25 protein-coding genes, 1 tRNA gene and 1 riboswitch are annotated in these 20,288 nt (G+C 64.9%); of the genes, 9 read left to right on the top strand and 17 right to left on the bottom strand.

Annotation, left to right across the window (positions count from 1 at the left end):
- Positions 1-12 precede the first annotated feature (12 nt).
- Both FHS79_RS12925 and FHS79_RS12920 read right to left on the bottom strand, forming a co-directional pair.
- Positions 13-594 carry a murein L,D-transpeptidase catalytic domain family protein gene (locus FHS79_RS12925; RefSeq protein ID WP_184200734.1) on the bottom strand — a complete coding sequence of 194 codons (582 nt, stop codon included), beginning with the start codon at positions 592-594 and terminating at the stop codon, positions 13-15.
- Complete coding sequence (locus tag FHS79_RS12920) at positions 594-1,265, bottom strand: nitroreductase (RefSeq protein WP_184200731.1); 672 nt, start codon at positions 1,263-1,265, stop codon at positions 594-596. Before FHS79_RS12920 ends, FHS79_RS12925 begins: the two co-directional genes overlap by 1 nt.
- A 50-nt stretch (positions 1,266-1,315) precedes the next feature.
- On the opposite strand from FHS79_RS12920, the gene pgsA reads away from it, so the two are divergent.
- From pgsA to FHS79_RS12905, 3 genes are read left to right on the top strand one after another with little or no spacing between them, the layout of a single operon-like run.
- Positions 1,316-1,873: a CDP-diacylglycerol--glycerol-3-phosphate 3-phosphatidyltransferase gene (gene pgsA, locus FHS79_RS12915; RefSeq protein WP_184200728.1), complete on the top strand. Its 558-nt coding sequence runs from the start codon at positions 1,316-1,318 to the stop codon at positions 1,871-1,873.
- 2 nt (positions 1,874-1,875) lie between these two features.
- Positions 1,876-2,121: a molybdopterin converting factor subunit 1 gene (moaD, locus tag FHS79_RS12910; protein WP_184200884.1), complete on the top strand. Its 246-nt coding sequence runs from the start codon at positions 1,876-1,878 to the stop codon at positions 2,119-2,121.
- A gap of 4 nt (positions 2,122-2,125) precedes the next feature.
- On the top strand, positions 2,126-2,563 hold the full coding sequence (locus tag FHS79_RS12905; RefSeq protein WP_184200725.1) for a molybdenum cofactor biosynthesis protein MoaE: 438 nt from the start codon (positions 2,126-2,128) through the stop codon (positions 2,561-2,563).
- Between the two features lie 71 nt (positions 2,564-2,634).
- Here FHS79_RS12905 and FHS79_RS12900 read toward each other — a convergent pair whose 3' ends face one another.
- From FHS79_RS12900 to folK, 15 genes are all read right to left on the bottom strand, one after another.
- Positions 2,635-3,231, bottom strand: coding sequence for a 2-hydroxychromene-2-carboxylate isomerase (locus tag FHS79_RS12900; RefSeq protein ID WP_184200722.1), 597 nt, complete (start codon positions 3,229-3,231; stop codon positions 2,635-2,637).
- Positions 3,231-3,947 carry an SDR family NAD(P)-dependent oxidoreductase gene (locus tag FHS79_RS12895; RefSeq protein ID WP_341534460.1) on the bottom strand — a complete coding sequence of 239 codons (717 nt, stop codon included), beginning with the start codon at positions 3,945-3,947 and terminating at the stop codon, positions 3,231-3,233. Before FHS79_RS12895 ends, FHS79_RS12900 begins: the two co-directional genes overlap by 1 nt.
- Before the next feature lie 66 nt (positions 3,948-4,013).
- Entirely contained in the window at positions 4,014-4,601 is a 588-nt protein-coding gene (locus tag FHS79_RS12890) for an EAL domain-containing protein (protein WP_184200719.1), read from the bottom strand.
- Entirely contained in the window at positions 4,561-5,241 is a 681-nt protein-coding gene (locus FHS79_RS12885; protein ID WP_184200717.1) for a GAF domain-containing protein, read from the bottom strand. The genes FHS79_RS12890 and FHS79_RS12885 overlap by 41 nt, the downstream gene beginning before the upstream one ends.
- Before the next feature lie 169 nt (positions 5,242-5,410).
- Entirely contained in the window at positions 5,411-7,057 is a 1,647-nt protein-coding gene (locus tag FHS79_RS12880) for an acetolactate synthase large subunit (protein WP_184200714.1), read from the bottom strand.
- A gap of 68 nt (positions 7,058-7,125) precedes the next feature.
- Positions 7,126-7,869: a metallophosphoesterase family protein gene (locus FHS79_RS12875; protein ID WP_184200711.1), complete on the bottom strand. Its 744-nt coding sequence runs from the start codon at positions 7,867-7,869 to the stop codon at positions 7,126-7,128.
- A complete protein-coding gene (locus tag FHS79_RS12870) occupies positions 7,866-8,714 on the bottom strand; it encodes a diacylglycerol/lipid kinase family protein (RefSeq protein WP_207792343.1) in 849 nt (282 codons plus the stop codon). Before FHS79_RS12870 ends, FHS79_RS12875 begins: the two co-directional genes overlap by 4 nt.
- A gap of 4 nt (positions 8,715-8,718) precedes the next feature.
- On the bottom strand, positions 8,719-8,937 hold the full coding sequence (locus tag FHS79_RS12865; protein WP_184200705.1) for a hypervirulence associated TUDOR domain-containing protein: 219 nt from the start codon (positions 8,935-8,937) through the stop codon (positions 8,719-8,721).
- 76 nt (positions 8,938-9,013) lie between these two features.
- Positions 9,014-10,372: an NADP-specific glutamate dehydrogenase gene (gene gdhA, locus FHS79_RS12860; protein ID WP_184200702.1), complete on the bottom strand. Its 1,359-nt coding sequence runs from the start codon at positions 10,370-10,372 to the stop codon at positions 9,014-9,016.
- A gap of 142 nt (positions 10,373-10,514) precedes the next feature.
- The gene (locus FHS79_RS12855; protein WP_184200699.1) at positions 10,515-11,306 is read right to left on the bottom strand and encodes a 3-hydroxybutyrate dehydrogenase; all 792 of its coding nucleotides are present in this window, start codon (positions 11,304-11,306) and stop codon (positions 10,515-10,517) included.
- Between the two features lie 76 nt (positions 11,307-11,382).
- A complete protein-coding gene (locus tag FHS79_RS12850; protein ID WP_184200696.1) occupies positions 11,383-12,525 on the bottom strand; it encodes a patatin-like phospholipase family protein in 1,143 nt (380 codons plus the stop codon).
- A gap of 40 nt (positions 12,526-12,565) precedes the next feature.
- The gene (locus FHS79_RS12845; RefSeq protein ID WP_184200693.1) at positions 12,566-12,970 is read right to left on the bottom strand and encodes an FKBP-type peptidyl-prolyl cis-trans isomerase; all 405 of its coding nucleotides are present in this window, start codon (positions 12,968-12,970) and stop codon (positions 12,566-12,568) included.
- Entirely contained in the window at positions 12,970-13,746 is a 777-nt protein-coding gene (locus tag FHS79_RS12840) for a dienelactone hydrolase family protein (protein ID WP_184200690.1), read from the bottom strand. Before FHS79_RS12840 ends, FHS79_RS12845 begins: the two co-directional genes overlap by 1 nt.
- A 303-nt stretch (positions 13,747-14,049) precedes the next feature.
- Positions 14,050-14,125, bottom strand: a tRNA-Lys gene (locus FHS79_RS12835).
- Positions 14,116-14,622: a 2-amino-4-hydroxy-6-hydroxymethyldihydropteridine diphosphokinase gene (gene folK / locus FHS79_RS12830; protein WP_184200687.1), complete on the bottom strand. Its 507-nt coding sequence runs from the start codon at positions 14,620-14,622 to the stop codon at positions 14,116-14,118. Before folK ends, FHS79_RS12835 begins: the two co-directional genes overlap by 10 nt.
- On the opposite strand from folK, the gene FHS79_RS12825 reads away from it, so the two are divergent.
- The 6 genes from FHS79_RS12825 to FHS79_RS12800 all read left to right on the top strand — a co-directional run bounded on the left by FHS79_RS12825 (position 14,621) and on the right by FHS79_RS12800 (position 19,998).
- Positions 14,621-15,244: a uracil-DNA glycosylase gene (locus FHS79_RS12825; RefSeq protein WP_184200684.1), complete on the top strand. Its 624-nt coding sequence runs from the start codon at positions 14,621-14,623 to the stop codon at positions 15,242-15,244. The genes folK and FHS79_RS12825 overlap by 2 nt on opposite strands.
- Positions 15,245-15,422: 178 nt before the next feature.
- On the top strand, positions 15,423-15,578 hold the full coding sequence (locus FHS79_RS12820; RefSeq protein ID WP_184200681.1) for a Thivi_2564 family membrane protein: 156 nt from the start codon (positions 15,423-15,425) through the stop codon (positions 15,576-15,578).
- Positions 15,579-15,713: 135 nt separating this feature from the next.
- Positions 15,714-16,418 (top strand): sterol desaturase family protein, encoded by a 705-nt coding sequence (locus FHS79_RS12815; RefSeq protein ID WP_184200878.1) that lies wholly within the window; start codon positions 15,714-15,716, stop codon positions 16,416-16,418.
- Between the two features lie 25 nt (positions 16,419-16,443).
- Positions 16,444-16,553: riboswitch (TPP riboswitch) on the top strand.
- 26 nt (positions 16,554-16,579) lie between these two features.
- The gene (gene thiC / locus FHS79_RS12810) at positions 16,580-18,451 is read left to right on the top strand and encodes a phosphomethylpyrimidine synthase ThiC (protein ID WP_274603731.1); all 1,872 of its coding nucleotides are present in this window, start codon (positions 16,580-16,582) and stop codon (positions 18,449-18,451) included.
- A 230-nt stretch (positions 18,452-18,681) separates the two neighbouring features.
- Entirely contained in the window at positions 18,682-19,377 is a 696-nt protein-coding gene (locus FHS79_RS12805; protein ID WP_184200678.1) for a hypothetical protein, read from the top strand.
- Positions 19,378-19,407: 30 nt separating this feature from the next.
- On the top strand, positions 19,408-19,998 hold the full coding sequence (locus FHS79_RS12800; RefSeq protein ID WP_184200675.1) for a hypothetical protein: 591 nt from the start codon (positions 19,408-19,410) through the stop codon (positions 19,996-19,998).
- Positions 19,999-20,288 lie beyond the last annotated feature (290 nt).

Genomic DNA, 20,288 nt, shown 5'->3' with positions numbered 1-20,288 from the left:
CAGCCCGGCAGGTCAGACCTTGTCCGAATAAAGCAGCCGCCCGGCCCCCAGCCGCGTCATCACCTGCGGCAGGTCTTCCGCCGTCACCGTGAAGCACCCCAGGCTCCGCCCCAATTTGCCGGTGTCGCGCACCATCGCGCGCGTCACATAGCTCGCCGAATGCACCACGATCGCGCGCGGCCGCGCCGCATCGTTGCACGGCTCGAGACCCTCCAGCCGCATCGAGCGGCCATGCGCCCCCACATAAGCCTCGGCGGTCAGAAACGCGCCGGACGACGAGGCATTCGAGCCTTCATTGTTGGAAAACCGTGCCAGCCAGCCGGTGTGCGCCGGGTCGGAGCCCTTGCCATGCGCCACCAGCAGCGTCGTCACCGCGCCCGACTCCAGGTCGAGCAGATGGAAGCGCGGCTCGCGCGATGCCCGGGCATAATCGACAATGCCCATCACATCGGCATGCGCAACATGCCGGCGGTGCTTCTGCAGCGCCGCCAGCGCCCGCGCCCGCAACGGCGGATTGACCCCATCGGGAAGTGCGGCGCGCGCCGGCACTGCCGCCAACCCGATCAACCCGCCAAGAAACAATCTTCGGTGCATCACAATCCCTGGAACCGCGCCCAATCCTGCAAGGGCGCGCGCGCCGGCTCCGCCGCATTGGCGGGGTCGGTTGCATCCTTGTAGCCGATCGCCATGCCGCAAAACAGCATCCGCTCCTCAGGTATCCCGATAAAGCCACGGATCGTCTCGGGATAAATCGCCCAACACTCCTGCGCGCACGAATCGAGCCCTTCTTCGCGCAGCAGCAGCATCAGCGTCGCCAGATACATGCCGAGGTCGCTCCACTGCGGCGGCCCCATCCGCTTGTCCACCGAGCAGAACAGCGCCACCGGCGCGCCGAAGAACTGGAAGTTGCGGGCAAACCACATCATCCGCCCCATCTTGTCCTCGCGCGGAATGCCGATCCGCCCATAAAGCTCCTCCCCCACCGCAAACCGGTAGCTCCGGTGCGGCTCGGGCAGCTCCCTGGGGTAGATGTCATACTCGGTCGGCTCGCCCTTGGGTGCCGCCATCATCCGCTCGCGCATTATCGCCTTCAGCCGCTCCAACGGCTCGCCCGCCAGCACATCGATGCTCCACGGCTGCAGATTGCCCCCCGAAGCCGCGCGCCCCGCCGCTTCCACCACCCGCCGGATCACCGCCCCATCGACCACGTCAGGCAGGAAACCCCGCACGCTTCGCCGCGACAATACCGCTTCGCTCACCTGCACCCTGCATCTCCCGCTTTCCTATCCACCCCGGATTGCCTAGGAGTAGCCGGGTGTCCAGCCTGCCAAATCTGCTCACGCTCAGCCGCATCCTCGCGGTGCCGCTGCTCGTCCTGCTCATGTGGGGCCGCAACCCATGGGAGTGGCTTGCCGCCTTCGCGCTCTACAGCGTTGCCGGCCTCACCGATTATCTCGATGGCTATCTCGCCCGCGCCCAGGGCACCGTCTCCAAGCTCGGCCAGTTTCTCGATCCGATCGCCGACAAGATCATGGTCGCCGCGGTCATCATCATGCTCATCCACTCGGGCGCCATCCACGGCATCGCCACCATCGCCGCCCTCATCATCCTGCTCCGCGAGATCATCGTCTCGGGCCTGCGCGAGTTCCTCGCCACGCTGCAAGTCTCGGTCCCCGTCAGCCAGCTCGCCAAATGGAAGACCGCCGCACAGATGGTGGCGCTCGGCGCGCTGGTGCTCGATGGCGCCGCCGATCGCCTGCTCCCCTGGCTCCCCGCCCTCGAAATCGGCCTAGTTTCCCTCTGGCTCGCCGCCGCCCTCACGCTGGTGACAGGCTATGATTATCTCCGCGCCGGCATGAAGCACATGAACTGATGATGCTTTATTTCGCCTGGGTTCGCGAGGCGATCGGCGCCGACCAGGAGACGCTCACCCCGCCGCCAACGGTCGAAACCGTTGCCGACCTGCTCGATTGGCTCGCCGCCCGCAGCCCGAACCACGCCGCCGCCCTGGCAGACCGCACCGCCATCCGCGTCGCCCTCGATCAGGATTTCGCGCAAGCCGACACCCCCATCGGCACCGCGCAGGAAGTCGCGATCTTCCCCCCCATCACCGGCGGCTGACGCCGTGCAGGTTCGCGTCCAGCCCGAGCCGTTCGACACCGCCGCCGAGCTCGCCGCCCTGTCCGCAAACCGCAGCGACGTCGGCGCCATCGCCAGCTTCACCGGCCTCGTCCGCGCCGACGATGGCCTGACAGCCCTCACCCTCGAACATTATCCGGGCATGACCGAACGCCAGCTCGCCGCCATCGCCGCAAAGGCCGAAGCCCGCTGGCCCGTCCTCGCCGGCACCGTCATCCATCGCCACGGCCGCCTCGTGCCTGGGGACGCCATCGTCCTCGTCGCCATCGCCAGCCCCCACCGCGCCGCCGCCTTCGAAGCCTGCAGCTTCCTCATGGACTGGCTCAAGACCAAAGCCCCCTTCTGGAAAGCCGAAGAGGGCCCCTGGGGCACCCGTTGGGTCCGGGCCAAAGCGACCGACGACCAAGCCGCACAACGCTGGTAAACCCCCTCTCCCGCATCGCGGGAGAGGGAGGGGCCCACGCGCTTCTTCAGCGCGTGGGAGGGTGAGGGCACCTACCCCGCCAGCACCCGCTCCACCTCGTCCATCCGGTCCTTCCCGAAATACAGTTCCCCATCGAGCAGAAACGAAGGCACCCCGAACGCCCCCGCCGCCGCCGCCCCTTCCGTATTCGCCACCAGCTCGGCCTTCACGTCAGGCTCACCCACCAGCGCCGCAATCTCCGCCGCCGGCAGCCCAGCCGCCACCATCGCCGCCTCCCACACCGCGGCATCACCCAACGCCAGCCCCTGCTCCCACATGCCCCGCATCATCGCCGCCACATAATCATCCATCACCCCCAGCCGGCCCGCCGCCACCGCCCCGCGCATCACCAGCATCGAATTCACCGGAAAATGCGGGTTCATCCGGAACGCCTCGAGCCCGTGCCGCGCCATGAACCGCTTCGTCTCCAGTTCCGCATAAGCCAGCTTCGCCGGCACCCCGGCAAAGGCCATCATCGGCGACTGGTTGCCGGTCAGCTTGAAAAGTCCGCCAAGCAGCACCGGCACCTGGGCGAAGCGCACCCCCGTCCGCGCCTCCAGCGCCGGCAGCACGGCCCAGGCGAAATAGGCATTCGGCCCACCCACATCGAACAGAAACTGCGCGTCCATCAAAAGCTCTCCCCGAAAGGCCGCAGGTCCATCTCGTGCGTCCAGGCATCGCGCGGTTGCGCATGGAGCTGCCAATAGGCCTCGGCAATCGACGCCGGGTTCATCAGCGCGCCCTCGCCCGGCACCACGCCGCGCTCGGCCATCCGCGCCCGCACCCATTCGGTGTCCACCCCGGCATCGATCACCAGATGCGCCACATGCAGCCCCTGCGGCCCCAGCTCGCGTGCCATCGATTGCGCCACCGCGCGCAAGCCGGCCTTGGCCGAAGCGAACGCCGCAAAGCCCGCCCCGCCGCGCATCGACGCCGTCGCACCCGTGAAGAAGATCGACCCTGCCCCGCGCGGCAGCATCCGCCGCGCCGCCTCGCGCCCGGTCAGGAAGCCGCCATAGCACGCCATTTCCCACACCTTGCGAAACACCCGCTCGCTCGTCTCGGTCAGCGGAAACTGCACATTGGCGCCAACATTGAAGATCACGACCGCCAGCGGCGCCTCGGCCTCGGCGGCATCCAGAAACCCCGCCACCGACTCCTCGCTGCGCGCATCGAGGCTGTGCCCGGTAAAACGCCCCCCCGCCGCCGCAATCCCGGCCGCCAGCGGCGCCAGCTTCTCGCCCCCGCGTCGCCCGCCATGCACGGCATAACCACCCGCCGCAAAGCGCCGCGCAATGGCCGCCCCGATGAAGTCCCCTGCCCCCACGATCGCCACGCTCTGCACCAGCGCAAACCTCTCAAAAGTCCGGATCAGTCTTGTATCCGAACTTGAGCGCGGCTCAAACGACTTTCACTGCCCTTCAGCCAGCGCCGCCAGTGTCATCGGCCGCCCAAGCAGCCAGCCCTGCACCTTGGCGAAGCCCAGCAGCGCGATCGCCGCCAGTTCCGCCTCGGTCTCCACGCCTTCCGCCACCAGTTCCGCCCCCATCACCCCGGCAAAGTCGGCAAGCGCCGCTGCCAGCGCCCGCCGAGACGGATCGGCATCGATCCCGGTCACGAAAAACCGGTCGAGCTTGATGATGTCGGGCCGCAGTTCGAGGATCTTCTGCAACCCGCTATACCCCACGCCGGCATCATCGATCGCCAGCCGCAACCCGGCCGCCCGCAACGGCGCCAGCATCACCAGCAACGTTGCCACATCCGCCGTCGCCTGCTGCTCGGTGATCTCCAGCACCAGCCGACGCAGGTCTGTCCCCGCCAGCAGCCCCGCCAGCGCCGGGGAACACGCCGTGGCCGGAGACACATTCACCGCCAGATAGCAGTCCGTCGGCAGCATCGGGAGCCCAGCCAGCGCCTGCGCCACCGCGGCGAGTTCGAGCGGCTCCGCCAGGCCGACGTCAAGGGCATCGGCAAACCACAGGTCCGGCCCGCGCAGCACCAATGCGATAGATCGGCTGGTACACCATGTCCGGCCCACCACCGTCGATCATCCGCGCCACCGGCGCCCGCTTCGCCGCCAGCGCCACGGCCGTTGCCTGCCGCCGCTGCAGCTCCGCCGCGGCCATCTGGGCAAAAACCCGGACAATCCCGAGGTCGCGCATCGTCAGGCTCGTGTCCGCCGCCGGCCCCAGGCAGCAGAACATCCCGAACAGCTCGCCCCCCTCCAGCCGCAACGGCACGCTCACATGCGCGCCGATCGGCACCGCACTGGTGATCGGCATCGCCACCGCCAGCGGTTCCGCCGCCGTATCGGGAATCAGCTCGGGCAGCGCCCCCGAAAGAATATGCCGGCAATACACATCATCGAGCGATCGGCGGTCCCCCGGCTTGATCAGCGCCTCCAGCCCCGGCGCATCGACATGCCGGTAGAGCGCATCATTGCCGCAGAATTCCGAAACATAGGCCACCTGCAGTCCCAGATGCGTCCGTGCCGCCCGCAGGAAGCTGTCGATGATGTCCTCGGACGGCCCCACATCGCGCTGCTCCGGCGCTGCCAGCACACCCGCCAGCACACCCGCCAGCAAACCATCGGCGAGCGGTTTTGCACCGGCAAACTGGCTCACATCAGGCTGGTCCATGCAAAACGTCCCCGAAACAGGACCATTATTGACGGCACGTCCAAGGCAAAGTTGCGCCCCCTGGAACGCAGGCATCAACAATCTTCGAACAATTCCTTCACTTTGCCGTTGATGGTTCCGTCGCGGTCAAGCGATGCAATTCGCGCCGCCCGGCAAAACCCGTGCTGGATCAGAGCTTTGCCGACAGCTCCTTGATCTCCTTGTTCAGGATTCGATCATTGTCGCAATAATCCACCGGGCAATCGATCAGATGCACCCCCGGCGTGTCGAGACAGTGCTTGAACAGCCCCGGCAGCATCTCGGCGCTCGTCACCCGGTGCCCATGCGCGCCATAGCTCTCGGCATAGGCCACGAAATCGGGGTTGCCATAGGTCAGCCCCCAATCCTTGAAGCCCATGTTCGCCTGCTTCCAGCGGATCATGCCATAGCTGTTGTCGTTGAGGATCAGCACGGTGATGTTGAGCCCGAGCCGCACTGCGGTCTCCATCTCCTGGCTGTTCATCATGAAGCCGCCATCGCCGCACACCGCCATCACCTTCCGGTCCGGGTACACCATGTTCGAGGCCATGGCGCTCGGCAGCCCGGCGCCCATCGTCGCCAGCGCATTGTCGAGCAGCACCGTGTTGGGACGATAGGCTGTATAGTTGCGCGCGAACCAGATCTTGTACACGCCATTGTCGAGCGCGATGATCCCGTCCTCGGGCATCACCTTGCGCACCTGGTCGACAAGATGCTGCGGGTAGATGGGAAAGCGCATGTCACCGATCGCGGCATCGCGGTGCAGCACCTCCTGCGCGCGCGCCGCCAGCATCCCGTCGAACGCCCAGTGCGGCTGCACCCTGATCGCTTCCTTCAGCTGCCACACGGCATTGGCAATATCGCCCACCACCTCGATCTGCGGAAAATACACAGGATCGACCTCCGCCGAGCGGAAGCTCATATGGATCACCGTCGTCCCATCATGGCCCATGAAGAACGGTGGCTTTTCAATTACATCATGGCCAATATTGACGATCACATCGGCCTTGCGCACCGCGGCATGGACAAAATCCCCCGCCGAAAGAGCCGCACAGCCGAGGAACTTCGGGTGCCGCTCATCGATCACACCCTTGCCGAGCTGCGTCGTCAAAAACGGAATTCCTGTCTTTTCAACGAGTTCGAGCAACATCTTCGATGTCATCGTGCGGTTGGCACCGGCGCCCACCACCAGGATCGGCGCCTTGGCCGCCTCGATCGCGCGCACCGCCGCCAGAATGGCCTTGCCATCTGCCAGCGGCCGCCGCGCATAGCTCGGCGGGATCGGCGTCGCATCGGTCGGGTCATGGGCAATATCCTCGGGCAGCTCGAGGTGCGTTGCACCCGGCTTCTCCTCCTGCGCCAGCCGGAACGCCTCGCGCGTACGCGCCGGAATATTGTCGGCACTTGCCAGCTGATGGGTATATTTGGTGATCGGCCGCATCATGTCGACCACGTCGAGAATCTGGAAGCGCCCCTGCTTGGATTTCTTGATCGGCTTCTGCCCAGTGATCATCAGCATCGGCATCCCGCCCAGAAACGCATAGGCCGCCGCGGTCACGAGGTTGGTGGCACCCGGCCCCAGCGTCGCCACGCAAACCCCCGCCTTGCCGGTATGCCGGCCATAGGTGGACGCCATGAACCCCGCCCCCTGCTCATGCCGCGTCAGGATCAGCCGGATCTTCGTCGAGCGCGAAAGCGAATCCAGAAAATCCAAATTCTCCTCCCCCGGCACCCCGAACACATACTCGACGCCCTCGCCCTCAAGGCATTGCACCAGCAGATCGGATGCCTTGGTCATGCGCTTTTCCCCCCGGATATACTTGAACCTGGTGCATACTGACGCGGGCCACCAGTGATGGAAAGCTATTATCGGCCGCTGCCCTCACCATGAGAAACCACGAAGTTGTCGATCTCGCCATCCACCACCGTGATCCGGTTGTAGGAGGGCATCGTTTCGCGCACCCGCTCCGAGAGCGTGCCCGCTCCGATCAGCCGCACCGCGCCATCACCATGCGGCCACATCCGGTCGAACGGATCATGCGTATGGCCGCTCACCACTGCCGTCACCCCGGCCTCAGCCAGCGCCGCCAACGCGGCTGCCCCGCCCCGCGTCGACCCCTTGGTGCGCGTGCCCATGTCCACCAGCGGATGGTGGCAGGCGGCAATGATCGGGCGCGATGCCGGCGCTGCCCGCACCTCGGCCAAGGTGCGCGCCAGCGCCGATCGCCCGACATGGCCGAGCGACCAGTTGGTGCGCCATTGCGCGCGTGCCGTCGTCTTCAGCGACACCAGGCTCACATCGTCGAGCACCGCCGGCCGTCCGACCCGCGCAACCAGCCGCGCCAGCCGCGCATAGGGTCGCGTCAACCGCAGCACGGGGTTGTACACCGGCAAATCATGGTTCCCGGGTTCGATCCGCACCGGCGCTGCCAGCCCCGCCAGCCAATCGCCCGCCGCCGCAAACTCGCTGGTCCGCGCCGCGGCGGTCAGGTCGCCCGTCACCAGCACCAGGTCGGGCGATGCTGCCTTCACTTCGGCCGCAAACCAAGCCAGCGCATCGCGGTCCTCGGTCCCGAAATGCACGTCGGACACATGGAAGATCCGCGTCATGCAGCACCTGCCGTCGCCACGAAGTGCAGCGACGTCATGCTGTGCCGCACCGTCACCGGGCTCGCCAGCATGGCCGGCTCGCCATCGAACAACGCCCGCACCCGTCGCCGTCCGGCAAGCGTCACCTCGGCGGCACGGCCGGCCTCCACCAGCTGGCTGTCCCGCCAGTCCCCGCTCAGCCAGCTCCAGCCGATCCGCATCGCATCCCCCACCCCGGCCGCGTCGATCATCGCCACTTCGAGGCCGTCTGCATCGGGGGTCACCACCACCGCACGGTGGCGGCCGGGCGTGCCGACCACCGAAATCCCGCCGCCGAAGCTCCGCGCCAGCGCCACCTGTGCTGCCCGCACCGCGCGCCAGAAGCGCCGCTTGCGCACCCCCTCGCGGGCATGAACCCAAGCAGCCGCAGGCCCCAGAATAATACCCACCAGCGCCCTGTGCCCCCCGGCGTCGGCAGCCGGCAGCCGCACCAGCCGCGCAGTGGCGATCCGTCCCAGAATAGTCTCGCGCGCCGTCTCGCCGTGCAGCGCAAGAGCAAGCTTGTTCATCGTGCCACCGGGCAGCACCAGGCATTGCCCGGCCCAGTCACCCACCGCCGCCACCACGGCGTTGATCGTGCCATCGCCACCGAAGATGATCAGCGTGTCGATCGCACCGGCCTCCAGCGCCGCGGCCAGCGGCAGGTCTTCGTCCGAAAATCGCGTCTCGCCCAGGATATCCGCCCCAGCCGCGCCAAGCTGCGCACGCACCGCCGCCACCTGCCCCGCATCGGTCGAACCCGACGCCGGATTGGCCACCAGCCAAACGCGCGCCGGGCGCCTGGCCGCCTCGACCATCCCGGACATCATCTCAGACCTTTTTCAGCGCTTCGGGCCGATGGATCGCCTCGCCGCCCGTCTCGGATTTCACCTTGAACTGCGGCTCGTCGGGGGAAGCCTTGGCAACATGACCCTTCAGCTTCGTCTCGCGGATGATCTTCTTGACGACCTTGCCAGTCGAATGGCCGCCCGAAGACTCCCATTCCACCGCATCGCCGGCCTTCAGATCCTTTGCCTTGCCCTTCGCCACATCACTCTCCCGGCCCCTTCACCGATCAACGGCGACCAGGCCCGCGCGTTCCCGCGCAGCGACATGCAGGCAAGCCTCAGACCACCCCATAGGCCAGCATGGAATCGGCCACCTTCTTGAAGCCGGCGATGTTCGCCCCCTTCACATAATCGGTATAGCCCTTCCCGTCGGATCCATATTCGAGGCACCGCGAATGGATGCCTTCCATGATGTCGAGCAGTTGCTGCTGCAGATCGGCTTCCTTCCAGCTGATCCGCGCCGAATTCTGGCTCATCTCCAGCCCCGACACCGCAACCCCGCCGGCATTCGAAGCCTTGCCCGGCGCATAGAGGATCTTCGCCGCCTTGAAGATGTGCACGCCATCGAGATCGGTCGGCATGTTCGCCCCTTCCGATACCGCGATGCAGCCGTTCTTGAGCAGCGTCTTCGCCTCTTCGCCATTCAGTTCGTTCTGCGTGGCGCAGGGCAGCGCCACGTCGCACGCCACCCCCCAGGGCCGCGCCCCGCCACCATGGAAAGACGCACCCTTGAACTCCTTGGCATAGTCCGAAATCCGGCCGCGCCGATGGGTCTTGTGCTCCTTCACCCAGTCGATCTTCTCCTGGGTGATGCCATCGGGATCATGCACAAAGCCTTCGGAATCGGAGAGCGTCAGCACCTTGCCGCCCAGCGCCACGATCTTCTCGGCCGCATGCGTCGCCACATTGCCCGATCCCGAGATCACCGCAGTCTTGCCCTCAAGCGAATCGCCCTTGGTTTTCAGCATGTTCTGCAGGAAATATACGGCACCATATCCGGTCGCCTCGGTGCGGATCAGCGAGCCGCCCCATTCCAGCCCCTTGCCGGTCAGCACGCCGGTGAAATTGTTGGTGATCCGCTTGTACTGGCCGAACATGAAACCGATCTCGCGGCCGCCCACGCCGATATCACCCGCCGGCACATCCACATCGGCGCCGATGTGGCGATAAAGCTCGGTCATGAAACTCTGGCAGAAGCGCATGATTTCGTTCACGCTCTTGCCCTTGGGGTTGAAGTTCGATCCGCCCTTGCCGCCGCCCATCGGAAGCCCGGTCAGCGCGTTCTTGAAGGTCTGCTCGAACGCCAGGAACTTCAGCACGCTCTCGGTCACGCTCGGGTGGAAGCGGATGCCACCCTTGTACGGCCCGATCGAATTGTTGTTCTGCACCCGCCAGCCGCGCTGCACGCGAATATTGCCCTTGTCGTCCTCCCAGCACACGCGAAAGCTGATCACCCGGTCGGGCTCGGCGATGCGCCGCAGGATCTGCGCCTCGTGGTATTTCACCTTGTCGGCCATGAAGCCGAAAATGTCCTCGGCCACCTCGGTGACCGCCTGCACGAATTCATCCTGTCCCGGATTGCGCTTCTTCACTCCCTCGATGAAGCGCGGCAGATCGACATGCTCGGATACGGCCATAAGTTCCCCCTGAATGTGCCCGCAGCGCCTCATGTCCCCGAGGCCGTCCGCGGCGAATCGCCACCACTCGAAAGAGTGTCGGCGCGTTCATTCGGAGTGACAAGCCCTTCTCCCAGCGCGCGGGAGAGGGAGGGTGACGGGCTCAAGCCGCCGACCAACCCCCGTCCATGACAAGGTTGGCCCCGGTAATCGGCGCCGAAGCATCCGAGCACAAATGCAGCGCCATCGCCGCCACCTGTTCCACCGTCACGAACGCCTTGGTCGGCTGTGCCTTCAGCAGCACATCGTCGATCACCTGCTCGCGCGTCAGCCCCCGCGCCTTCATCGTGTCGGGAATCTGCTTCTCCACCAGCGGCGTCCACACATAGCCCGGCGAAATCGTGTTGACGGTGATGCCATGCTCGGCCGTTTCCAGCGCCACCGTCTTGCTCAGGCCGAGCAGGCCGTGCTTGGCCGCCACATAGGCACTCTTGAACGGGCTCGCGACCAGCGAGTGCGCACTCGCCGTCGAGATGATCCGCCCCCATCCGCGCGCCTTCATCCCCGGAACCACCGCTGCCATGCCATGAAAGGCCGCCGACAGGTTGAGCGCCATGATCAGGTCCCAGCGCTCGGGCGGAAATTCCTCCACCGGCGCCACATGCTGCATGCCGGCATTGTTCACCAGCACATCCACCCGCCCGAAATCGGATTCAACCCTGGCCACCATCGCCCGCACCGCCGCCCCATCGGTCAGGTCCGAGCCATCATGCGCCACCCGCACCCCATGACGGTCGGCGAGATCCTTCACCGTCGCCGCAACCGCATCGGCCTCGCCGAAGCCGCCGATCACCAGGTCTGCACCCGCAGCCCCCAGGGCATCCGCCACCGCCAGCCCGATGCCGCTCGTGGCCCCGGTCACCAGCGCCACCTTGCCGCTCAGAAACTTGCTCATACGCCACTCCTGAAATGTGTTGCGGAAAAGCGGAACCCGGTTTTCCGACAGAGAACCCTCGACAACAAAACGAAATTCACTCGGCCGCCATCGCCATGCCGATGTTGCCGGGGGCCGTCAGGTCATGGCTCGAAACGCCCTCGGGCATGTCGTGCGCCAGCCGGACGGCACAGCCCAGCCCCGCGGTCATGTCGTGCAGCCCCGATGCCCAATGCGCGCGCATCGTCACCCGGCTGAACTCGCGGCCCCGCGCCGCCCCGCGCACCGGCTGCTCCTTGTACACCAGCTGCCCGATCGCCACCCGCCCGCCGGCCTGGGACTGGCGCGCAAGCGACCGCCCCTCGCGGCTGTCGCGCAGCTCCGCCGGCAGCATTGCCAGCAGCTTGCGCGCACTCGCTCGTACCGCTTCGAGCTTCACCCCGGCATCGGTCACCAGCCGGGTGCGGCTGGAAAAGCGGATGTCCGCCACCCGCTCCTCGGCCTCGGCAACAGAGTCGGGCAGCGGCCCCCGCGACGGGAACAGATCGACCTGGACCACCACCGCATCGCGCGCGCCGCAATGCTCGAGCACATGTTCGAGCGGGGTGTTCGACACCAGCCCGCCGTCCCACCACCAGCAATCGTCGATCTGCACCGGCGCAAACCCCGGCGGCAACGCGCCCGAGGCCATGATGTGCCGCGCATCGAGCCGCTCGGTCTCGGTGTCGAAGTAACGGAAGTTGCCGGTCTCCACATTCACCGCCCCCACACTCAGCCGCACCGCGCCCGAGTTGAGCAGGTCCCAGTCCACCAGCCGGTCGAGCGTCTCCAGCAGCGGCCGCGTGTCATACATCCCCAGCGGTCCCGCCAGCCACGGCACCACCGGCGGCCATTGCGGGCGAAAAAACCCCGGCGCGCCATTGAACATCGCCCAGCTGCTCGCCCACTGGTGCCAGGCTGCGGTCAATCCACGCCCCAGCCCCTCACCCTCGATCGGAAGCCCCCCGGTCACCGTCTCCCAGAAGCCGCGCAGCGCCGCCAGCCGGTCGTCCGGCCGGTTGCCGGCAATGATCGCACCATTGATCGCGCCGATCGATGTTCCCGCCACCCAATCGGGCAGGAAGCACGCCCCATCGAGCGCCTCGAAAACGCCTGCCTGATAACTTCCGAGCGCGCCCCCGCCCTGCAGCACGAGCACGCGCGTCGGCGCCCCCGCTTCCTTGATTTCACACCAGCTCATTAAGCCTTCGTCCTCTTCTTCGCACTTGCAGCATAATCGGCTAGCGGACGCCAAGCAACTCCACCTCGAACAGCAGTGTCGCACCCGGCGGAATATCCGGCCCTGCCCCGGCATCGCCATAAGCGGCCCCGGCAGGCACGATCAACGTCCGCTTTCCGCCCACGCGCATCCCCGCCACACCCTCGTCCCACCCCAGGATGACCTCGCCGATGCCCAGCGTGAACACGAACGGCGGCCCGCCCTTCGAGCTGTCGAACTGCTTGCCCTTCAGCCCCTGGCTCCACGTCCAGCCGGTGTAATGCACCGCCACCTGCTGCCCCGGCTCGGCCACCTGCCCGGTGCCCTCCTTGGTGTCAGTCGCCCGCGTGCCGCCAGGCAGCACCACCGGCACCCCGACCGCCGCCACCAGCATCACCGCCGCCACACCCAATCCCAACACGCGCATCACGCCAATCCCAACCTTTTCCTGAAGAAGCCGATCGTCCGCACCTCGGCATCCTTCCCAGGCCCGCTCGTCGGCAGGTGGATCGTCAGCACGCTGTGCGGCGTCATCCCCGTATCGGGCTTTGCGTCCTCGGGCTCAAGCGCCACCGCTTCGAACCTGTCCTCCAGCTCCGCCGACAATCGCGCAAACCGCGCATCGGGCACAAACGGATCACCCTTGTAGCGCAGCCCGAGCACGGTCAGATCCTCATCGACCAGCCGCCGCTTCGCACACGCCATCTCGGCCGGCGACACATCGATCGATCCAGCTTTTGCACCCCGAATGGGCATCGAAGGCTGCGCCAGCACAGGTGCCACCACCGCCGGCTCGGTCATCATCGCCAGCGCAAAGCCGCCGGTGAAGCACATCCCCACCGCCCCCACCCCCGGCCCGCCGCACGTCCCATGCGCATGCCGCGCCAGCGCCCGCAGCCAGTCGACAATCGGGCTCGACCGCCCATCCTTCCACACGCTGAACTCGCGGCGAATGCAGATATTCCCCAGCATCGAGCGGATCGCATAGCCCTTGGTCACCGCCTTGCCCGGCGTCCCGAACAGGCTCGGCATGAACACGCTCATCCCCGCATCCACTAGCCGCTCGCCGAAGTCGATCACCTGCGGATGCAGCCCCGGAATCTCATGGATCACGATCACCGCCGGCCCCTGCCCGCGCCGATAGACAGGCCGCGTGAAGCCGCCGCCGGTGAAGTCGCTCAGCGCCCAGTCCGATAATGCCATGATGTGCCCCCCTGCGCTCCCTTAACACCCTCTCCCGCAACGCGGGAGAGGGAGGGGCCCGCGCGCTTCTTCAGCGCGTGGGAGGGTGAGGGCCTTTGCGGGGCGGTCGGTGCGGCGGCGCGGCGAAGCCGCCGCCGAGGGGAGGCCGGCGAACGCTGCGAGGGGCGCAGAAAGGCAGGAAGAAAGAAAGCGCGTGGCCAAGCCACGCCGTCGGACGAGTTCGGCTGGCAGGGCCAGCCGCCTCGCCGGCCGCGCTGGCGCGAGTCGCGATTTTGCTTCGCAAAATCTTGCCGCGCTGCGCGTTGGTGGGCCCTGCGGGATTTGAACCCGCGACCTAACGCTTAAAAGGCGTCCGCTCTACCGATTGAGCTAAGGGCCCACACGCAACGGCGCGCGTTTAGGACGCAACGCCCGCACATGCAACTGCCGAGCCGTCAACCCCAGCACCGGATGCCGCCATCCCGGCGCCACCTCCACCAGCGGCGCCAACACAAATCGCCGCACCGCCAGCCCCGCATGCGGCACCACAAGACCAGCCTCGCGGACCACAACATCCCCCAGCGCCAGCACATCCAGATCGAGCACCCGGTCCCCCCAGCGCTGCGCCCCCCGCCGCCCGAAATCGCGCTCCACCGCCTTCACCAGCGCCAGCAGCCCATGCGCATCGCCGCCCCAGCGTGCCGCCAGCACCGCATTGGCAAAGCGCCGCCCCCCCGGCCCCATCGGCGCCGTCGCATGAACTTTGGAAACCCGCTCCACCCGCAGCCCCGCCGCCAACAATGCCGCCACTGCCGCCCGCAGCACGCCCTCGGGCCGGCCATACAGCCCATGCCGGCGGTTGCTCCCCAGCCCGATCAACGCCAAAGCCTCACCCATGCACGCGCCCGAACCTCCAGCCGACTGCCCGCTCTGCCCGCGGCTCGTCACCTATCGGCACGCGAACCGCCTCGGCAACCCCGAGTGGCACAATGCCCCCGTCCAGGGCTTCGGCGATCCCGCCGCCTGGCTCCTCATCCTCGGCCTCGCCCCCGGCCGCACCGGCGCCAACCGCACCGGCCGCCCCTTCACCGGAGACAGCGCCGGCAGCCTCCTCGAAGCCACCCTGATCGCCGCCGGACTCGCCACACCGCAGGAGAACGGCACGCTTCACCTCCACCGCACCTTCATCACCAATGCCGTCCGCTGCGCTCCGCCGGGCAACAAGCCGACCCCTGCCGAAGTCCACGCCTGCCGCCCCTTCCTGCTCGGCACCCTCGAAGCCCTGCCCGCAGCCCGCACCATCGTGGCGCTCGGCCAGATCGCCCACCAGTCCGCCATCAAGGCTTGCGGCGGCAAGCTCCCCAAGCACCCGTTCGCGCATGGCGCCGTCCACCGCCTCTACACCGGCTACACGGTGCTGGACAGCTTCCACCCCTCGCAACTCAACACCAACACCGGCCGGTTGACCCCCGAGATGCTGACGGCGGTGTTTGCCCAGGCGCTCAGCGCGCAGCCTTGAGCCAGCGGTCGAACCACACGAAGAATAACAGACTGCCAGTCAGATCGACGACCCCGGTCCGATGTCCACCGACCAACAGAATTCAGCAAAAATGAACAGCCACGACATTTGGCTGGAACCAATTCCGTCGAAACAAGTTTCCTTACCGCAGTGCGTCATTCAGACGCTGGGAGCCAACATGATCAACCTTCTCATCACTCTCGTCGTCGTCGGCATCATCCTCTGGCTGATCAACACCTACATTCCGATGGACGGCAAGATCAAATCCATCGTCAACATCGTGGTCGTGATTGCGGTCATCATCTATCTCCTGCGCTTCGCCGGCATCGCGTAACGCCCCCAAGGCGAATACAGCGGCCCCTATTGCGGCCAGAAGTGCGACCCTCACGCCGCTTGCTCCCCGCGCCCCCGCGCGGCTAGGGCTTGCAGCGTGATCGGCGCTCCCACCATCCTCCTCGGCATCCTCGGCATGGTGGCCATCGTCACCATCCGCTATCTCGCCGTCTCGGGCGGCTTCGCCTGGCTCACCGCGCGCCGCGGCATCACCGCCGGCCCCGCCAACCCCGCCAAGCGCAAGAAGCAGATCGCCTCCGAAATCCGCTGGTCGCTGCTTTCCGCCGTCATCTACGCCGTCCCCGCCGGCCTAAACCTCGAGCTCTGGCGAACCCGCGGCTGGACACAGCTGCAAACCAGCCTCAGCACCCCGCTCGAATGGCTCTGGTTTCCGCTCTCGGTCGCCCTCTACCTCTTCCTCCACGACAGCTGGTTCTACTGGACCCACCGCTGGATGCACGGCCCCAAGCTCTTCAAAGCCGTCCACGCCGTCCACCACGCTTCGAAACCCCCAACAGCCTGGGCCGCGATGAGCTTCCACCCCTGGGAGGCCATCTCCGGCGCTGTCCTGCTTCCCGCCCTCGCCTTCATCATCCCCATCCATGTCGGCGCCATGGCCATCGTCCTCACCATCGCCACCATCATGGGCGTCACCAACCACATGGGCTGGGAGATGTTCCCCAAATCCTGGGTCAACGGCTGGTTCGGCCGCCACTTCATCTCCGCGTCGCACCACGAGGCGCACCACCGCCATTACAACTGCAACTACGGCCTCTACTTCCGCTTCTGGGACCAGAGCTGCGGCACCGATCGCGGCATCGTCACCGATTTCCGAGGTTGACGCACAGCGCCATCAAGCGCACCAATGTCGCACCCCGGGGAGCCGCAATCGAGTGGCTGAGAGGTGGCGTTTTCGCCGCGACCCGCTGAACCTGATCCGGTTGAACCCGGCGTAGGGAGGGCGCGGCCAACACCCGCACTCCCGAACAAGGAGCGCGTACCATGGCCGACATCAACTCCCCCCTCGAGAACTTCCTGGGCGAAATGCCCGTCACCAGCGGCCCCCTCCCGGGCAGCCGCAAGGTCCATGTCGCGGGCACCCTCCACCCCCACATCCGCGTCGCCATGCGCGAAGTCGTCCTCGATCCTTCCGCCAAGGAAGAGCCCGTCCGCCTCTACGACGCCTCGGGCCCCTACACCGATGCCAAAACCCTCATCGACATTGCCGCTGGCCTGCCGCCGCTCCGCACCCCCTGGGTCGAAGCCCGCGGCGACGTCGAGCGCTACCCCGGCCGAGCCGTAAAGCCCGAGGATAACGGCGGCGCCAAATCCGAAATCACCGAATTCCCGAACGTCGTCCGCAATCCCCTCCGCGCCAAACCCGGCGGTGCAGGCAATGGGGCCGTCACCCAAATCGCCTACGCCCGCCGCGGCATCATCACGCCGGAAATGGAGTATGTCGCCATCCGCGAAAACATCGGCCGCGCCGAACGCACGGATCAGCCCCGCGACGGCGAATCCTTCGGCGCCGAAATCCCCGATTACGTCACCGCCGAATTCGTCCGCTCCGAAATCGCCCGCGGCCGCGCCATCATCCCCGCCAACATCAATCACCCCGAGGCCGAGCCGATGATCATCGGCCGCAATTTCCTGGTAAAAATCAACGCCAACATCGGCAACTCCGCCGTCGCCAGCAGCGTGGCGCAAGAAGTCGAAAAGATGGTCTGGGCCGCCCGCTGGGGTGCCGACAACGTCATGGATCTCAGCACCGGCAAGAACATTCACAACACCCGCGAATGGATTCTCCGCAACAGCCCCGTCCCCATCGGCACCGTCCCCATCTACCAGGCGCTCGAAAAGGTCGGCGGCATCGCCGAAGACCTCAATTGGGACGTCTACCGCGACACCCTCATCGAGCAGGCCGAACAGGGCGTCGACTATTTCACCATCCACGCCGGCGTGCGCCTCGCCTATGTCCCCCTCACCGCCAACCGCGTCACCGGCATCGTCAGCCGCGGCGGCTCCATCCTCGCCAAATGGTGCCTCAGCCACCACAAGGAGAATTTCCTCTACACCCACTTCGAGGAAATCTGCGAGATCATGCGCGCCTATGACGTGAGCTTCAGCCTCGGAGACGGCCTCCGACCCGGCAGCATCGCCGACGCCAACGACCGCGCCCAGTTCGCCGAACTCGAAACCTTGGGGGAACTCACCCAGATCGCCTGGAAGCATGATTGCCAGGTCATGGTCGAAGGCCCCGGCCACGTCCCCATGCACAAGATCAAGATCAACATGGAAAAGCAGCTCGCCGAATGCGGCGAAGCCCCCTTCTACACCCTCGGGCCCCTCACCACCGACATCGCGCCGGGCTACGATCACATCACCAGCGGCATAGGTGCGGCCATGATCGGCTGGTTCGGCTGCGCCATGCTCTGCTACGTCACCCCCAAGGAGCACCTCGGCCTCCCCGACCGCGACGATGTAAAAACCGGCGTCATCACCTACAAACTCGCCGCCCACGCCGCCGACCTCGCCAAAGGCCACCCCGCCGCCCAGCTCCGCGACGATGCCCTGAGCCGCGCCCGCTTCGATTTCCGCTGGCGGGACCAGTTCCACCTCAGCCTCGATCCCGAAACCGCCCTCAAATACCACGACGAAACCCTCCCCGCCGAAGGTGCGAAAGTCGCCCACTTCTGCAGCATGTGCGGCCCCAAATTCTGCAGCATGAAAATCACCCAGGACGTCCGCGACTACGCCGCCAAGCAGAACAGCCCAGACATGCTTGAGGGCAGCATGCTCGAAGCCGGCATGGCCGAAAAAAGCGCCGAGTTCCGCGCCAAGGGCAGCCAGATCTACCTCCCCACCGCAGACTGAACCCAACGCCCTCCCCCTTGCGGGGAGGGACAGCCGCGAAGCGGCAGGGTGGGGGCACCGCCCGCGCCCCCGACTCGCCTGCCCCGCCGTAGCCCCGGGCTTGTCCCGGGGCCTAAGGACCAACGTCTCAACCGCGATAAAAGCCTCCGGCGGCTTGGGTCTCGACCCCAGACCCCTTCTTTGCCATGGTGCACCGAGATCGGGGGCCAAATGATTAGTGAGGGCATCTAATGGTTAGTTTGAAAGAAGTTTTTGGCATTTCGGCATCGGTGCCAACATACACATACGTCGATCGGCAGGGATTAGACGGTAAGTTTCGATACCTACTCGAATCTGATCGCCATATAGTTATTTACGGCTCATCGAAACAGGGAAAGACAAGTCTTCGAAGGAAACAGCTTCCAGAAAGCCAGTCTATCATAGTGCCGTGCAATCCTGATTTTACCATTGAAAGTATCTATAACGAGATCCGTCGTCAGTTAGGTGCGCGCGATCCACTTGAGCACACTGCAACGCGAACAATAGAGGGATCGACTCAAGTTGAGGCAAAGGGGAAAGTAGGTATACCATTACTTTCTCAAGCTGAGGCGGGAGGTAGTTTGGACGCCAGTATTAGTCACGAATGGGAAACCAAAGTTGGCCTTAGTTCAAATTCAGACTCTTTGGTTTATTTATCAGATATTATCAAGGCGTCTGGAAAGAGAGTGGTGATAGAAGATTTCCATTATCTTTCTGAAGATGAGCGTAGACGCTTGGCTTTCGATATGAAAGCGTTTTGGGACATGTCCGTGTTCCTTATAGTAATAGGCGTTTGGGCCGAGCACAATCTTCTTACGCTTTATAATAACGACTTGGACGGAAGGGTTGAAGAGATCGATATTCAATGGAATAAAGATGACTTAGCGCTGGTTGTTAAACGCGGATAAGAAGTATTAAATATTAAATTTGGTGAGCCTTTGAAGGAAGCGCTTTTAGGTGACGCAAGTGGTAGTGTTGGCCTTCTGCAACGGATGCTTGAGGAAGCTTGTTTGATATCGGCTGTTTACAAAACGCAATTGAATACGATTCAGATTGAGGATTTAGATATCGTAGAACAGTCGAGGAACAAGATTTGTACCGGACAGGAAAATCGGTACCATGGCTTTGTTGAGATCGTGGGCAAAGGATTTAAGGATCCTGAGCGGACAAAGCTGAAAATGTATTACCATTTAGTACGTGTTTGCGTTGAGGCTTCCGATGAAGAGTTACTTAAGGGATTAGATCGGCAAGTTCTGCTTTTAAGAATTCAAGATTACGAGCAAGATGCTAACTTATCCGTGCTGTCTGCTGCCTTGAGCCGCCTAAATAGGCTTCAATCGGAACGAAAAATTTCTCCCCCTGTGCTTGTCTACAATAGCATTGCAAGAAAAGTGGCACTAGTTGATCGTGAGCTGTTATTCTTTCGCAAATATACTAGAAGTGATTGGCCTTGGCAGCGACCGGAGTATGCCGAAGACATGGCCGAGCTCCAGTTTGAGGAGCCGGCTGTAAACCTCGACGGGATATAAGTTTGATTTCCGTTATCTCAGGAGAATCTGCCCGACCAAGCCGCGATTAATTCCGGCTGTCGGCATGCTAAGCCCTTATCAATCGGTTGGCTGCGCAAGCGCGGACTTAACAACGTTATTTTTCGCGAATTCTTAGGACAGAGTTCTGCGACCTTGTGGCTGATATCGTGTCTGCCGCGTATGGGAGATCGAAGACGTAATTACCCACCCCCTGCGTTGAGCTATCCGGCGGAGACAGCGCCGAGGATGGTGTTGTAGGGATTGGCCCCGGACAGTCGCGCAGTATCGAC

The organism is Polymorphobacter multimanifer, assembly GCF_014205635.1.
Lineage (GTDB): Bacteria > Pseudomonadota > Alphaproteobacteria > Sphingomonadales > Sphingomonadaceae > Sandarakinorhabdus > Sandarakinorhabdus multimanifer.
This window is presented reverse-complemented; position numbering and strand designations above follow the sequence as displayed.

What these genes read in the sequence shown, in the direction of transcription:
- FHS79_RS12870 (WP_207792343.1), bottom strand. Translation starts at nt 8,714, where the DNA reads ATGTCCGGGATGGTCGAGGCGGCCAGGCGCCCGGCGCGCGTTTGGCTG.
- FHS79_RS12880 (WP_184200714.1), bottom strand. Translation starts at nt 7,057, where the DNA reads ATGACCAAGGCATCCGATCTGCTGGTGCAATGCCTTGAGGGCGAGGGC.
- FHS79_RS12820 (WP_184200681.1), top strand. Translation starts at nt 15,423, where the DNA reads ATGATCAACCTTCTCATCACTCTCGTCGTCGTCGGCATCATCCTCTGG.
- FHS79_RS12900 (WP_184200722.1), bottom strand. Translation starts at nt 3,231, where the DNA reads ATGGACGCGCAGTTTCTGTTCGATGTGGGTGGGCCGAATGCCTATTTC.
- FHS79_RS12840 (WP_184200690.1), bottom strand. Translation starts at nt 13,746, where the DNA reads ATGGCATTATCGGACTGGGCGCTGAGCGACTTCACCGGCGGCGGCTTC.
- FHS79_RS12805 (WP_184200678.1), top strand. Translation starts at nt 18,682, where the DNA reads ATGGTTAGTTTGAAAGAAGTTTTTGGCATTTCGGCATCGGTGCCAACA.
- FHS79_RS12850 (WP_184200696.1), bottom strand. Translation starts at nt 12,525, where the DNA reads ATGAGCTGGTGTGAAATCAAGGAAGCGGGGGCGCCGACGCGCGTGCTC.
- folK (WP_184200687.1), bottom strand. Translation starts at nt 14,622, where the DNA reads ATGGGTGAGGCTTTGGCGTTGATCGGGCTGGGGAGCAACCGCCGGCAT.
- FHS79_RS12875 (WP_184200711.1), bottom strand. Translation starts at nt 7,869, where the DNA reads ATGACGCGGATCTTCCATGTGTCCGACGTGCATTTCGGGACCGAGGAC.
- FHS79_RS12885 (WP_184200717.1), bottom strand. Translation starts at nt 5,241, where the DNA reads ATGGACCAGCCTGATGTGAGCCAGTTTGCCGGTGCAAAACCGCTCGCC.
- thiC (WP_274603731.1), top strand. Translation starts at nt 16,580, where the DNA reads ATGGCCGACATCAACTCCCCCCTCGAGAACTTCCTGGGCGAAATGCCC.
- FHS79_RS12815 (WP_184200878.1), top strand. Translation starts at nt 15,714, where the DNA reads ATGGTGGCCATCGTCACCATCCGCTATCTCGCCGTCTCGGGCGGCTTC.
- moaD (WP_184200884.1), top strand. Translation starts at nt 1,876, where the DNA reads ATGCTTTATTTCGCCTGGGTTCGCGAGGCGATCGGCGCCGACCAGGAG.
- FHS79_RS12845 (WP_184200693.1), bottom strand. Translation starts at nt 12,970, where the DNA reads ATGCGCGTGTTGGGATTGGGTGTGGCGGCGGTGATGCTGGTGGCGGCG.
- FHS79_RS12925 (WP_184200734.1), bottom strand. Translation starts at nt 594, where the DNA reads ATGCACCGAAGATTGTTTCTTGGCGGGTTGATCGGGTTGGCGGCAGTG.
- gdhA (WP_184200702.1), bottom strand. Translation starts at nt 10,372, where the DNA reads ATGGCCGTATCCGAGCATGTCGATCTGCCGCGCTTCATCGAGGGAGTG.
- FHS79_RS12855 (WP_184200699.1), bottom strand. Translation starts at nt 11,306, where the DNA reads ATGAGCAAGTTTCTGAGCGGCAAGGTGGCGCTGGTGACCGGGGCCACG.
- FHS79_RS12825 (WP_184200684.1), top strand. Translation starts at nt 14,621, where the DNA reads ATGCACGCGCCCGAACCTCCAGCCGACTGCCCGCTCTGCCCGCGGCTC.